We start from the raw sequence: 13,005 nt of genomic DNA, 5'->3' as shown, positions 1-13,005 counted from the left end.
CTCGTTGTTTTCGAGTCAACTTTTATATTATATCAATATATCAATTGAATGTCAACAACTATTTATTTAACTCGTTTCGCTTGTTATCCGAAGCGAGATATTAACTATACCAGAATAACACCATCTTTGCAAGATGTTTTTTAAATAATGATATGAACCGTGTTAAAAAACTATTTCTTAACGACGGACTAATATCATATCACACCCTTTCCTTATAGTCTACTATTATTTCATTTTAATTTACAAACCTTTTTAAAGGTGTCAAACCCAACAACATATAACTACTAGCACTTCTGATTACGTAACTATAACACTCGTTTTGTCATCACCCTATTTTCTACGTGCCATTATAATAGAAGTAACTTGCTTATTTTAAAGACAAAGAGATGATTTTCACTCTATATAATAGTAGATTTTGGGATTCATAATCACCCTCTATTTTAATAAAGCCTGAGTATTCTAGTTTTCATTGATCTCAGTTAAATTTAACATCTATTATTCCATTGCGGTTTTATAAGAAATTGTATTCTTCCTTACCTCCAGCATATATTCGATTAGGCATAATAAATCTCCGCTTTGATATAAAGCTTAAAATCAAATACAATGGTAGTAACACTTGATACATAAATCTATAAGTAAGCCATATTGGGGGGGAATTGTTATGAAAATATACGTGGATGCAGATGCAAGTCCCGTTAAAAATATCGCCATAGCGGTTGCAAAGAGGGTTGAGATTCCTGTCGTTCTTGTAAAAAGCTATGCTCATTTTTCCAATAATGAAGAGCCTGAAGGTGTGGAGACCGTTTACGTCGACACTGGAGCTGAGGCTGCGGATTATAAAATTATGCAACTAACACGAAAAGATGACATTATTATTACTCAGGATTACGGTCTAGCATCACTAGGCATGGCAAAAGGATGCAAAGTCCTTCATCATAAAGGATTCGCCTATACAAATGAAAATATTGAACAGTTGCTTGATACCCGATATCTGAGTGCCATGGCAAGAAAAAGCGGCCAGCGAACGAAAGGTCCAAAGGCATTCACCCAAGAAGACAGGTCTAAATTCGAAAAACTTTTGATAGTGGTTATTGAAAGCTAGGGACGGTTCTCTGCTTCCTTCTTGTTAACATTTATGTTCTTTTTACTACTGAAATCCCACACACCACAACCACACAAAAGGGCACCAAATGCCATAATAAAAATAACGGGAGAAACAATTTGAACGAAAGATAGACCTATCATAGTGACTCCCACTATTAAATAGTGATTCACAGCGTGTAGTTTATAGGTCTTCTGTTCGATATGCCATGCACGAAAGTAGCCCTGTAAAAGAAAGTAGTTTTCTTCTTTTTTGACTGAAATACACGATACCCCCAGGCGGCAGAAAAAGAAAATACCGCAAACATCCACGCAAACAAGGTGAAATTCATGGAGACCTCTTTTAACCAAATGATATAGTATGGAAAAATGGCGACCTGACCCACAGTGACAACCAGAGGGATATGCCACACTCTCCTAGTTTTCATAACAAACTCCTTCATTTAATGTAATGGTTATAAAATAAATTTTGAAAAATATCATTTGGATCTCGTTTTACTTTTGCTTCTTTGAAATTTTGCCAATTAGGATAGGACTCCTTGAATTGTTCCTTCGTTTGATATCGATAATAAGGTAAATAATAGGTCCCCCCATATTCATTGGTTAAAGTGGTCCAATCTTGAATTATTGTTTCCGCTTTTGTAATGTCTTCTTTATCTAAACCGCGCTGGATTAATACAACCAGACCTATCATATCTTCAGTTGCATAATTTAAACTTGTGTAAGTGTCTTTAGCTGCATACCGCAATGTAATATTATGTATTTTAAAATCATCGTCCTTGTCGTCACGCGGGAGTAGTTGCTTTAATCACCAATGTATTCTTCGTAGGAACTGACCGGCACAAAAAATTCTTGTAACACTTCCACTCTGCCAGGTTTCGTAAATTCCATGAACGTAGATTCCGATCGCATCGCATTGTTTCGAGTAATCAAGTTTCCATCAATGGAATCAATATATCGTTTTTGTGTTTCCCAGAATAGATCCTCCAAGATCCCCCCTGTTCGACCAATATCGAGTGCGAATTTACTTAGTCGAACACCTTGTTCGCCTTTAAGTGGCGTTTCATTATCCTGGTTACCTGTTTCGGCGTAATCAATTACATACATTTCATCTAGAAAACTACTTGGCGCAACACTTACTCTTGCATAGTGCATCGCCGTATTTTCATTATCTAACAGATTCGAAAAATAGGATTCATAGTCTTCTGTTTTTAATTCTTCCGTATGAATAGTGTAAACATCATTTTCCGTTAATTCTAATGTTGCATCTAAAATAACCCCAAACAAACCATATCCGCCTAACACGTACTTCATCCAATTTTCCGAATCATCACGTGTGACCGTCTTGATTTCACCGGTCGGCGTTAAAAGCGTCAATTCCTTTACGGTTCCAGCCATGGGACCAAAACGGATATCTCGCCCGTGGGCATTGACAGAAATAGAACCACCAATTGTAAAAATTGACTGTGATTGGGCGACTTTCAAGGCTAATCCGTATGGCAATACTTCCTCCTGGACATCCTCCCAAGTTGCACCAGCTTCTACACGTATCGTTTTTGCCTGCTCGTCGATGTTTATTACGTCATTAAATGTACGCATATAAAGTATAACACCATCTTCGTAATAGGTATGACCACCTTGTGAATGCTGTAACCCCGCGACCGAAATCTGTTGCCCACTTTCGTTTGCTTCTCTAACAATCCGTTGGAGAGCCGCCTGATTTTCTGCTTTAACGACCCTTTCCACTCTTTTGGGAAGAAGACCGACATAGTCCGTTGTTAAATTACTCTGAGAGAGTCCGTACTTTCTCTTCTCAATCGGGATATTCCATAAGACGACGGCAACAAATATACAAATAAGCATCCCAAGAAACCAAGGCTTTTTAATTACCTGCTTCACTTTATCCATCATGCCTCCTGTGTATTACTTTGTTTCTTCACTATATTTTAAGTCGTTTCATTTTTCCTTCTGGACTTGTTCATTTTGTGAACTTGACACTTTTTGATAAATATATGATATTCCTAGCAACACTAAACCGAAGCAGAAATAAGCGAGAATTTTACTCGTTTCCGTCAAAAATCCGAGGTCAAAGAGAAATAACTTCCCCGTTGAGAACAGTGTTAACCCCAGCCCGATACGACGAACATACACATATTTTCTTTTAAAACCGTATAAAATATAACCAACAGCAACTGCTAGGAATATCAAACTTATCACAAAACTAACATCACCTAACTGGAATTGAACGTTAAGAAATGCCGCTAATACCGCAATAAAGTAGATGGATAGAATTAGTGGATACAACTCTGCATTTTTATATTGTCCACGGATATAAGCCATTAAAAGATCACGACCTGTCGCATAAATCAAGAAGTTAAATCCAATTAAGATCACCAACGCGATGTAATCGGTAAACGTATTCTGATCCACCTAAAGCTGGGATTGTCAACGTCACAAGTAGCCCAACCAAACTTCCAATCACGTATAAAAACAAACAGAAATAACTTACCATTCGATCGTACAAAAGAGGGATTTTCTTGAGAGCATAGCCAAATCCAACAGAAATAAACGAAAATAATAGCCATTGATAAAAAGAAAAATGCTCATAATAATCTGGTACGTTCTGGTTAAATACATACGCACTTTCATAAATAACGTATACCCATAGGTTCACAAGCGTAAAATATTTTAATCCTCTAATAAATCGGGCAAATCCATTAAAGTGTTTCGTACTCTCTTTTTTCATCTGATCTAGCACATAATAAACCATCACAATGATTAAACCAGTCATGATAGCAAAATACCTAACATGAAAGAAGTCAATTCTTTGAACATGAAGAACATTCATGTATTGAAGGATTTCAAGTGAAAACGTTGCGACCGTCAATCCAAAAACAGCCCAGCCTGCTTTTTCAAGTAATGCTAGCTTGCAACGATTAGCGTAAAGCATAATTACAATACTTTCGACTAACCATCCGATAGCCAACCATTCAATCCCGAACTGAAAAGGAACTACTAAAACAGCAAACGTTATCGATGTACCGTAAAATAGTACCCTTGTTTGCTTTTCGTTTGCCATCCTGTGTTCAACAAATCTTCCTAATCCAAAGTAAATAACGCCGAAACCAATGGCCAATAGTCCTCTGAAACCATCCCAGCCTAAACCATTAAAAAGATGATAAATGACTGCACAACTTATCGCTGTGTTAAAAGCTAACACTGTCACATCGATCCATTTTAATGAAACTTTATATGTCAACGGATACCCAATCGTTAATATTAAATAGAGTAGGAACGTTAAAATTGTATAAGCCATACTAATTCCACTGTTTGCGGAAAGTGCAATCAAAATGAAAAATGATGGGATGTTTAATAGAAAGCTAATATAGTGTACGAGGTTCCACTGTTTTTGAAAGGAGATCCATAAAATTGATCCGCTCAGTATAAGCAAATAAGTCATCGCTGCCGTTACCGCATATCCTTCTAAACCGAAAGAAAACAAATACGAGTGGAATATATCCGCCTACTAATCCAAATGTACAAATTGTTTTCGATTCATAACGAAGCGAAAGAATCACCGCAGTAACCGTAATTAACATGGAAATTAACAAAGCAACTGTAAGTCCAATAATCTCTAATAAAAAATAACTAAAGAAAACGGACCCATATAATACGGCTATCCCTCCACCGATAACACCGAGCGAGAAGGTCTGTCTGTCCCTTCGATACAAGCTTTCTCCGCCAATGAGCATAAGGATACCGAGAACTGAAAACATACCACCTTTTAGGTAATCATTGAACCAGGTTGTATAGGAATACCTGAAGGCCGCCGCCACACCAAAAATAATTAAAAGTATGCCTAGCTTATTGATCACATTTAACCCTATTTTCATTTCAAGGCGGTTTTGCTTCATTCGCTTTTGAATGACATCCTCCGACACGTCCTCTTTAGCCAACTTTTCATAAGTACCTGAAAAAGAATGCAATAAATCCTGCTCTTCTTTGGCAAGCAAGGCCTGTTCCTTTAGAATCATGTCATCAACTTCGTTTGATAAACCTTGTAATTTCAGCTTCATTGATTCTTCGTCATCGCGAAACAACTTCGAGATGCGTTCTTTTAACTTTTCAATTTCTGTTTTTGATACCTTTTCAAAATCGGATAATTGATCACGCGTAGGTTCTATCTTCGTACCGAAATACATATGTAATTTTTCCTTTGATACTTTTAAAATATTTGTTTTTTCATCTAGTATTTGATCATGCAATGCAGTCCGTAACTTTCGATTCTCACTCTCGGTATGATGAAATTTCTCTTTTAATTCTCGCAATTTTTCGAGATAATCCCTCGTGTCTTTACGTAATTTTTCATTTTCTGAAAGGACATCACTGGATTCATATTCTTTAACAACAACATCAAACTCACCAGCGAGCTTATCCTGCTTTGCTTTTAGTTTTCTTAATCTCTCTTTGATATCGTCCATTCTTTCACCTCACCATTCTGGTATTCTATTAGAAACGAAACGATAAAGCAGAATTCTCTTTTCATTTTAACATATTCTTCCATCACTTTGGCTTTCAGACAGAAAAAAACGAACTGCATGTGCACAGTTCGTGTTCGCATTATATTGTCGTTGAGAGTAATTTCCTTCCTATGAAAAAATGTTCCTTCTCGTTTTTCAGGTAAATAAATAAGGATAGGAAAAAGTTAATTAGCTTCAACTTTTTCCTATCCTCACCTTGTTTTTTATCTGGACCAATTAATGATCATGGCTTTCTTCCGCAGCCATGGCATCAGCTTTCGTTTCATGAACCGTTCCATATGGATGTTCAGGAGGCGCGTAGATCGAGTAAAGTTTAATTGGTTGATTACCCGTATTCGTTAGGTTGTGCCATTTTCCAGCAGGTACCATAATCGCATAGTCTGCATAGGCTCTTTCTTGAAAATCCAACTGGTCTTGGCTATCCCCCATTTGTACGATTCCTTGCCCTTCCTGGATCCGGATAAATTGATCGAGGTTTGGATGAAGTTCTAAACCAATGTCATCGCCAACATCGATACTCATTAAGGTTACTTGCAAATGATCACCCGTCCATAAAGCAGTGCGGAAAGTGTTGTTCTGCGTCGTAACCTCTTCTATATCAATGACAAGAGGTTCTGTACCATAATCATTTAATCGATCTGCCGCTTCATCATTTAAAGACATCATCCTCGTCGCATTCTCTTCTTCCCCATGCAATACCCCTAAAAATACATTTTGAACGTGAGGATTCTGCGTTAGTAAACTGCTTTTCTGATAGTCATCAAACCCCTCTAATTCTGCTTCATAAGCTTTTCGTAAACCATCTTCATAACTATGAAATGGAATATTTTCAACCTGATACTCGGGCTGTCTTCCAGTAACATTCGTATAAAGATTAGTAAGTTGGGCCACATGAACTTTTTTCAAATCCAACGCTTGAAGAATCTCATTCCTATGCATTTGATTTGGTGCCGTATTTACTAATCGTGTATAGAAATCAAAAGCATTAGCTTCTCTTTTTACCCCAGCAAGGATTGCTTCCGTTACTTTTTCATTTAATCCTTGACTATTTCTTAACATATCGTCTGAGTTATAATTTGGCGGATTAACGTAATAAGGATATGGATACGAGTTATGGCCATAATTCATGTTCTCATCATTCCCTTCATCGTTTCTAAAAACATCATATGCCTATGCTCCGAGAAGGTAGGTCGTATCATCCTATCTTATAAAACTAGAATTGGCGGTGTTACTTAAATTAATTAGGCACACTACATAGTAAATTCAAACATAGGTTAATGTGTATTTACGAAAAAAGGAGCTGGTTTTATGCATCATTATAATAATTATCCATCTTTACCTAACCCACACTATGGAAATCAAGTACAACATTCTTATCACCATCCACAGCCATACCCCGCCCAGCAAACACAACATTTAAAACAACATACTTTGTCCATGGTAGAACCTTTTGTTCAATACGGTCTTCAAGAAGCTCAAGTTACCTCACATCTCCATGCCATGAGGGAAGTAGCAGCCATCAGTTATTTAATAGGAAAAGGCTATGATCCACAAACAGCTTACCTGACAGTAGAATCTTGGGAAGTAAATGAGGTATTCTAACAATAGTAATAGAACATTATAAAGGCAGAGAACCATTGTTCTCTGCCTTTACATTTATGTGATTGTCCCCACTTATTTTTCGTTATCTTTTTTATGTCTATCTGGATTATCTGACTTCGGTTTTTCATGAAGTTTGATGATATCTTGATTCATTTGTAAAGTGGAAGAAGGCAAATTATTATTTAATGCAGCTTCTTCGTTTAGTTTTTCATCTTTCGCCATGTGAATTTTCCTCCAATACAATTCAGGATAATTGATTCACTTATTGTGTCCTGTTTTGTTTATTTGATGTATAAAGATCATGGTAGTTATTACTCCACATTTTGACTACTTAATCTACTTACAATAAAGGGGATGTCCTTTAAATCACTCACTATAAAATCTGCTTTAACATTATCCCATTGATCACTTTGTTTCCATATGCTTTTCATACCAGCATTTCGAGCAGTTTTTACATCATTTATCGGGTGATCACCAATATAAACAGATTCTTTAGGCCGGACCTTAAGTTGACTTAGTACCTTATTAAAAATTTGAGGTTCAGGCTTTTTCATACCTTCCCATTCCGATATAAGAATTGTGTCAAAGTATTTTTCGATACCTAAAGCTGTAATATTGTTCATTTGAAACTGTCCTTTTCCATTAGTAATCATTCCGAGGCTAAGGTTTTTATTTTTCAATTCTTCTAACATGCTCACGAGATTAGAAAAAGGGACACAGCTAAGTTGAAATTGATTAATATAATCTTGTAGAAATTCTTCCCAAGTGATCCCTACAATCTTAAATTCCTCGACTAAATGTTTGTAGACCTTATCCTTCCAAACATAACCTCTGTGATCAAGTTCTATAAACCTATTTATGTATTTATCTTTTGGGATATGTTTTAACCATTTATTGAGTCGCTCATATTGTTTATCAATAAAAACCCTTACAGAAGCATCTCTGTTTAGCAAAGTTCCATCTAAATCGAATACAACAGCCTTAATCATATTACCCACTCTCCTTCAGGTCATTCCTTTTGATTTTCTGATAATTTCAGAGTATTTTTGGCTAAGATCAAAGTTTTTGAAAATCCTAATAAAGGTATTTTTTCAACTTTTTAACCTAGTCAAAAAGTTTTGTAATCCGGTCTTCAACGTTTATAACACTTTTATTGCATCTAGTATTAATGAAGGAAAAACTAATTTATCTCCTTGATTCCTCGGATCAAACCTTTTGGAGCGGAATATAAAACCATCCTTTTCGTCCCAGTGATTAAAATGGAATTCGCCTTTTTCATCAAAATATTCAAGTAATCTCACTGCAAAACCGGCAGTTTCAAACATTGCCGATAATGTTTTATAATTATGAACTATTTTATGACTCGCAGCAGGGTGATCTTCAGATCCAGGTCCCCCTACTTTAACTGTATTCTGGTAATCGGTATTTGGAAAGTATCCATCTGGTACAGCACATCGAATATAACCAGATGGCTTTAGATAGATATAACAAAGCTTTGCTGCATCTAGACCATCTATGTATGTAAGGTGCTCCCAGACATGCTCAGCTAAAATAGCAGTTATCGAATGATGAGAAAACATCTTATTCCACGTTGACAGATCTGTTAGATTCAGTTCATCCTCCTGCGTATGTAACCAGCCAGGATTATTGTTGTACTCTCCTGCTTCAACCACAACATTCACTTCTTTTATCATCGTTTCACCTCTCGATTCAGTACATGGGGACGGTTCTCTGCTTCCTTTTTATTTCTTCAATAGTTTTCAAGAAATTATCTAAGGATTATTTTTTGCTTGCCTTAGACTTTAATAATTTATACAGGAGATATCCAACGCCTCCGACAATTCCTGCAATAAATATTGGAAATAATATATTTAATGACATCTCATCCCCAGCTTTCTGTGTTTCTTACAAAGAAAATGACTCACTCATAACATAAAACCTGCGATTACCTTTTATGTTTGTTTCTTTGTATTAAATGTTTGTTAATAATTAATTTTGCTCTTTTATCTAGACTAGAAGGTAATTCACTCAAAGAATAGTATTTTAATTCTATACTTTCGCCATCCATGCTTAATTCCCCATATGTATTTTTCGCATAGAAAACACAAATTACGTTATAGACTTCATCGCCATTAGGATATTTAAAATAAAGTTCTTCACCTGACATTGTATCCATAAACTCAAATCCAATTGCTTTCAGTCCCGTTTCCTCAAACAGTTCTCGTTCAGCAGTTTGTTCTAAACTTTCACCAAGTTCCATCGCTCCACCTGGTAACCCCCATTCTTTTGTATCCGACCTATGTTGAAGTAAAATCTCTTTCTTTTCATTTAAAACAATAATTGTTGAACCAACTAAAATAAGTGGTCTATTTCCTACAAGATTTCTAATTTCCCTTGTGTAATCTGCCATACTATTTCCCCTCCACCTTAGTGATTAAAATTTCAAATCCTACTATATCCCTACATAAATCCATCTATATATTTACCATCAAATTTGGTAGCCCAAGGGTTGGGCTCAATAGATTCATAGAAGTTCTGAATAACACATTTAAATGGATTATTTAACAGCGTTCAAAGTCACTGCAACAATTTCTGGCCTATTAAAAATCCTTAACGGAATGCTATTTCCGAGTCCTCTATTTATAATCATAGTCGTATCAGCTGCATTGTATTTCCCGGAAGTGTACGTTGGAAATAATCCTTGGTTTGGAGCAACCAAGCCACCCACGAATGGCATTCTAACTTGTCCACCATGTGAGAAAACTTGCTATGCAGATCAGATAATTGAACTATTTTATAACCATTAAAACTTTGTGGAAGTGTATCAGAACTAATACTGTATTCAGTTGTAACAATGGCATTGTTTTGATAATAAAAAAATAAAGGGATAAAACAATTCCAATCAAAAGGAATAACCAACTCCTTTTAGATTTATTCTTCAATTTTTGCCTCCTCTATATTTCCTGAAAGACTCAGCTTCATTGGATTTTTACTAAATCAACCAAACAAGGGGGCGGTTGTCTTGGAGTGGAAAAACCACCAAGCAATTCAGTGCAGATAGTAACAGCTTTATTTTCGTCAACTAATTTATTAATTGTATTATTTAAACTATGAGTACCGTTATATCTAACCTGTAATCCTTCTAAACAGGAGCTAACAAGAAGGCTTAAACCAAAACCTCTCTCTAATACGATCTAATTTTCTTTTAATTCGACAAATCAAAGTATAATACCTTCTAAATACAGGAATAAAAGGGGGAAACAAGGAAGAATAGCTCACTACTTCCATATTCGCTGAATGGAACAGCTCTAAAAACATAAAAACAGCCATCATCAACGTGTTGGTGTTGAGATGACCGTTTTTTATGTTTTGTTTCATTTTTAACCAAGAGTTCTTGCTTTGTTTTAGTTACCCTCTCGTGTGTGCTTATTTCAATATATCCACCTCTAGACTTTGTAAGATCTCCTTTTCTATTCCGCAGCCTATGCTCTCGCTTCTTTAATGCTCTGCTCTTTGCCATTGTTAAACCACTCCAGTTAATACAATATGGAATATTATCCATTAAATGTATCCATTTTTTAAAACTATAACACAATTGTTTAAACAAAAGTCCAAAAGCTTAAAGTTAAACAAATAGCATTTGCTACTCTCTATAAATTCTTTTTCCTCTATTTTAATGAAGTAATCCCGCAAAGGTACTTTCGGCATTGTTCATTTAATGATCCCAACTCCGTTCGTGTCGAATAACTCTAATTCCTTATCCAGTAAAGCCACTCCCTAAAAGAAACTTGGCAAACTCAGCAAGGCATACCACACAAAACCGTTAGGAAAGAATTTATCGTTTATTATTTCGGCGTATCAAAAATCTAATCATACTATGGTGAGATGTTGAGAGTTTCATAAGAGAAGACCTACATCAATTCAGGCTACGGGTCATATTCTAGGGTAAGTTGAATCGATTTTCTTTCTTGCACTCCAATTATTTTATCTGCTAAGCATGCGCCATGTCTATCCACACAGAAATAATGTAATAGATTGTCTGTTCCTTCAATAACCCAAAAGGAAACAGAGATCCCCCTATTTATTTTAACATAAAATTACAATTCCCTTTTAGTTAATCAAAATTAACATAGCAAGTAAATGTCGAATATATAAGAAAAAAAACCAAATCATTATCTGATTTGGTTTGCAATTTAGTATGTTATTTGTATTTTTGACCTTTTTTGACCTATTTCATATCCTCACTTATTCTTCTTCCACTACTTCACTCTGAATTTCCTCTACAATCCACTTTTCTCCGTTGTAAGTTAGTACGTAAATCATAAACCTATGTCCTAATAATTCGTTGTTCCACTCTTAAATCACATGATATTCTTCGTCGTTCACTTTTTCTAGTTCATATGGTTCTGTTTCCTTAAGCCATGTAGGTCCATCCTGCGGGAGGAGAGATACATTGCCATCCTCTTCCTTAAAATAAGCATCTGTATACCAGTTCGCTAAATCATCAGACATGATCGTTTTGAAGTGACTAGTTAACGCTTGTTTTGATTCGAAATCAGGCAGGTTCCCTTTATTCTCTTTCGCGTGATTTTGTATCTCTAAAAAAGTTTCCTTATATTCAGCCATGACTTCCTCAGCTTTCGGTTTGGTCACACGATCCTCTTCCTCTAAATTCCCTTCATTTTCACTGTTTTCATTCTCTGGTTCATTTTCCCCTATATCCGTGTTTTCGTTATTTTCGACAGTTCCATCCTGAGCTTGATTCTCTTCCTCTGGTTCAGGAAGATCTTCATTTTGCTCTTGTTCATTTGATACTTCATTGGAATCGGTTGTTGAATCTGTCGAGTCATTATCTGTATTTACATCCGTATTGTTTGAAAAAAGGATAATAATTAAAAGTATGACAGCTGCACTGATGATTCCCACCGCTAGCTTTTTTAAATTGGTTCCTTTCATCATTTTCGTTCAACCGCCTTTCTACTTTATTTAAAATTGTAGCTTACTTATATTTTTCCACAATAAGTTATTTAAAAAACATGGTAAGACATAGGGACGGTTCTCTGCTTCAAAACTAGTATCTCACCTGTGGAGAGCTTCAAAAAAGACACTAAAACAGACCCTTCCCTAAAGAAAGAGCCTATTACCCTTGAGTTAAAAGTTTCTTCTATAGATTCGATTCATATCGAAGCAGAGAACCGTCCCACTGTTTCCTATAGATACCGAACCATATGGTGTTCATCAAAATATGTATTTTCAAATTTCAAGGCTCTTTCTTCTGTACCAAACACGTTAAATCCTTTAATTGAATATAGTTTTATTGCTGATTCATTTGTTGTACAACCGATAAATAAATTTGTTCGATTTCCGGTAATTCCTTTGCCTGTTCAATAACTTTTGAGAGCAATGCTTTACCAATGCCGCTACCTCGTTTTCGCGGAGTTACGTACATAGCTACAACATTCGCTCGATGTCTCATTTTCACTAATTTTTCCTTAACTAACGTAACTACACCGACGAGTCGAGAATCTACAAATACCCCAAACGTAACAGCATCTTGTGACGAATCAAATCTCTCTTTATACTTTGCTGCGGTTTGATCTTTCTCCTCTTCAAAACTAGATCCGAATGCTTCCGGACTTTGTTGCAGAGCCTCCAACCTTAACATCAAATAATCCTCAGCGTCTCCTGAACCTAATATTCTAATATCCATACTATTTCCTCCAAATCAAGGGACGGTTCTTTGCTTCCTAAAAGGAAGCAG

The 13,005-nt window shown here is 35.9% G+C and carries 14 protein-coding genes and 2 pseudogenes; 2 read left to right on the top strand and 14 right to left on the bottom strand.

What is annotated here, in order from left to right; all coding sequences use genetic code 11:
- The first annotated feature begins 661 nt into the window (after positions 1-661).
- Positions 662-1,102: a YaiI/YqxD family protein gene (locus ACHABW_RS24470; protein WP_435759477.1), complete on the top strand. Its 441-nt coding sequence runs from the start codon at positions 662-664 to the stop codon at positions 1,100-1,102.
- A gap of 438 nt (positions 1,103-1,540) precedes the next feature.
- On the opposite strand, the gene ACHABW_RS24465 is transcribed toward ACHABW_RS24470, so the two are convergent.
- The 6 genes from ACHABW_RS24465 to ACHABW_RS24440 form a co-directional block, all read right to left on the bottom strand.
- Positions 1,541-1,795 (bottom strand): hypothetical protein, encoded by a 255-nt coding sequence (locus ACHABW_RS24465; protein WP_435759475.1) that lies wholly within the window; start codon positions 1,793-1,795, stop codon positions 1,541-1,543.
- A gap of 110 nt (positions 1,796-1,905) precedes the next feature.
- Positions 1,906-3,012, bottom strand: coding sequence for an FAD-binding oxidoreductase (locus tag ACHABW_RS24460; RefSeq protein ID WP_435759473.1), 1,107 nt, complete (start codon positions 3,010-3,012; stop codon positions 1,906-1,908).
- Positions 3,013-3,057: 45 nt separating this feature from the next.
- Positions 3,058-3,471 (bottom strand): DUF2339 domain-containing protein, encoded by a 414-nt coding sequence (locus ACHABW_RS24455; protein ID WP_435759471.1) that lies wholly within the window; start codon positions 3,469-3,471, stop codon positions 3,058-3,060.
- A gap of 4 nt (positions 3,472-3,475) precedes the next feature.
- Positions 3,476-4,417 (bottom strand): hypothetical protein, encoded by a 942-nt coding sequence (locus tag ACHABW_RS24450; RefSeq protein WP_435759469.1) that lies wholly within the window; start codon positions 4,415-4,417, stop codon positions 3,476-3,478.
- 64 nt (positions 4,418-4,481) lie between these two features.
- Complete coding sequence (locus ACHABW_RS24445; RefSeq protein WP_435759468.1) at positions 4,482-5,582, bottom strand: DUF2339 domain-containing protein; 1,101 nt, start codon at positions 5,580-5,582, stop codon at positions 4,482-4,484.
- Positions 5,583-5,858: 276 nt separating this feature from the next.
- Positions 5,859-6,770: a cupin domain-containing protein gene (locus ACHABW_RS24440; protein WP_435759466.1), complete on the bottom strand. Its 912-nt coding sequence runs from the start codon at positions 6,768-6,770 to the stop codon at positions 5,859-5,861.
- A 180-nt stretch (positions 6,771-6,950) separates the two neighbouring features.
- On the opposite strand from ACHABW_RS24440, the gene ACHABW_RS24435 reads away from it, so the two are divergent.
- Positions 6,951-7,244, top strand: a complete 294-nt coding sequence (locus ACHABW_RS24435; RefSeq protein ID WP_435759464.1) for a hypothetical protein — start codon at positions 6,951-6,953, stop codon at positions 7,242-7,244.
- 72 nt (positions 7,245-7,316) lie between these two features.
- On the opposite strand, the gene ACHABW_RS24430 is transcribed toward ACHABW_RS24435, so the two are convergent.
- The 8 genes and pseudogenes from ACHABW_RS24430 to ACHABW_RS24395 form a co-directional block, all read right to left on the bottom strand.
- A complete protein-coding gene (locus ACHABW_RS24430) occupies positions 7,317-7,466 on the bottom strand; it encodes a hypothetical protein (RefSeq protein WP_435759462.1) in 150 nt (49 codons plus the stop codon).
- Positions 7,467-7,555: 89 nt separating this feature from the next.
- Complete coding sequence (locus tag ACHABW_RS24425) at positions 7,556-8,233, bottom strand: HAD family hydrolase (protein WP_435759460.1); 678 nt, start codon at positions 8,231-8,233, stop codon at positions 7,556-7,558.
- A gap of 150 nt (positions 8,234-8,383) precedes the next feature.
- Complete coding sequence (locus ACHABW_RS24420) at positions 8,384-8,938, bottom strand: class I SAM-dependent methyltransferase (protein ID WP_435759458.1); 555 nt, start codon at positions 8,936-8,938, stop codon at positions 8,384-8,386.
- Positions 8,939-9,189: 251 nt separating this feature from the next.
- Entirely contained in the window at positions 9,190-9,654 is a 465-nt protein-coding gene (locus ACHABW_RS24415; RefSeq protein ID WP_435759456.1) for an NUDIX hydrolase, read from the bottom strand.
- A 147-nt stretch (positions 9,655-9,801) separates the two neighbouring features.
- Positions 9,802-10,002: pseudogene (locus ACHABW_RS24410) on the bottom strand (metallophosphoesterase); the annotation flags it as partial.
- Between the two features lie 256 nt (positions 10,003-10,258).
- A pseudogene (locus ACHABW_RS24405) lies at positions 10,259-10,438 on the bottom strand (2-thiouracil desulfurase family protein); the annotation flags it as partial.
- Positions 10,439-11,600: 1,162 nt separating this feature from the next.
- Positions 11,601-12,203: a hypothetical protein gene (locus ACHABW_RS24400; protein ID WP_435759454.1), complete on the bottom strand. Its 603-nt coding sequence runs from the start codon at positions 12,201-12,203 to the stop codon at positions 11,601-11,603.
- 355 nt (positions 12,204-12,558) lie between these two features.
- Complete coding sequence (locus ACHABW_RS24395; RefSeq protein ID WP_435759452.1) at positions 12,559-12,954, bottom strand: GNAT family N-acetyltransferase; 396 nt, start codon at positions 12,952-12,954, stop codon at positions 12,559-12,561.
- Positions 12,955-13,005 lie beyond the last annotated feature (51 nt).

This window comes from Salipaludibacillus sp. CF4.18, from assembly GCF_051262595.1.
Classification (GTDB): Bacteria; Bacillota; Bacilli; order Bacillales; family Salisediminibacteriaceae; genus Salipaludibacillus; species Salipaludibacillus neizhouensis.
The sequence above is the reverse complement of the archived record's forward strand: the minus strand, read 5'-3'. Positions and strand labels throughout refer to the sequence as shown.

Excerpts from the sequence above, each read along its gene's own strand:
- ACHABW_RS24415 (WP_435759456.1), bottom strand. The coding sequence starts at position 9,654 with ATGGCAGATTACACAAGGGAAATTAGAAATCTTGTAGGAAATAGACCA.
- ACHABW_RS24460 (WP_435759473.1), bottom strand. The coding sequence starts at position 3,012 with ATGATGGATAAAGTGAAGCAGGTAATTAAAAAGCCTTGGTTTCTTGGG.
- ACHABW_RS24395 (WP_435759452.1), bottom strand. The coding sequence starts at position 12,954 with ATGGATATTAGAATATTAGGTTCAGGAGACGCTGAGGATTATTTGATG.
- ACHABW_RS24470 (WP_435759477.1), top strand. The coding sequence starts at position 662 with ATGAAAATATACGTGGATGCAGATGCAAGTCCCGTTAAAAATATCGCC.
- ACHABW_RS24445 (WP_435759468.1), bottom strand. The coding sequence starts at position 5,582 with ATGGACGATATCAAAGAGAGATTAAGAAAACTAAAAGCAAAGCAGGAT.
- ACHABW_RS24465 (WP_435759475.1), bottom strand. The coding sequence starts at position 1,795 with ATGATAGGTCTGGTTGTATTAATCCAGCGCGGTTTAGATAAAGAAGAC.
- ACHABW_RS24420 (WP_435759458.1), bottom strand. The coding sequence starts at position 8,938 with ATGATAAAAGAAGTGAATGTTGTGGTTGAAGCAGGAGAGTACAACAAT.
- ACHABW_RS24400 (WP_435759454.1), bottom strand. The coding sequence starts at position 12,203 with ATGATGAAAGGAACCAATTTAAAAAAGCTAGCGGTGGGAATCATCAGT.
- ACHABW_RS24435 (WP_435759464.1), top strand. The coding sequence starts at position 6,951 with ATGCATCATTATAATAATTATCCATCTTTACCTAACCCACACTATGGA.
- ACHABW_RS24430 (WP_435759462.1), bottom strand. The coding sequence starts at position 7,466 with ATGGCGAAAGATGAAAAACTAAACGAAGAAGCTGCATTAAATAATAAT.
- ACHABW_RS24450 (WP_435759469.1), bottom strand. The coding sequence starts at position 4,417 with ATGGCTTATACAATTTTAACGTTCCTACTCTATTTAATATTAACGATT.
- ACHABW_RS24440 (WP_435759466.1), bottom strand. The coding sequence starts at position 6,770 with ATGAATTATGGCCATAACTCGTATCCATATCCTTATTACGTTAATCCG.
- ACHABW_RS24425 (WP_435759460.1), bottom strand. The coding sequence starts at position 8,233 with ATGATTAAGGCTGTTGTATTCGATTTAGATGGAACTTTGCTAAACAGA.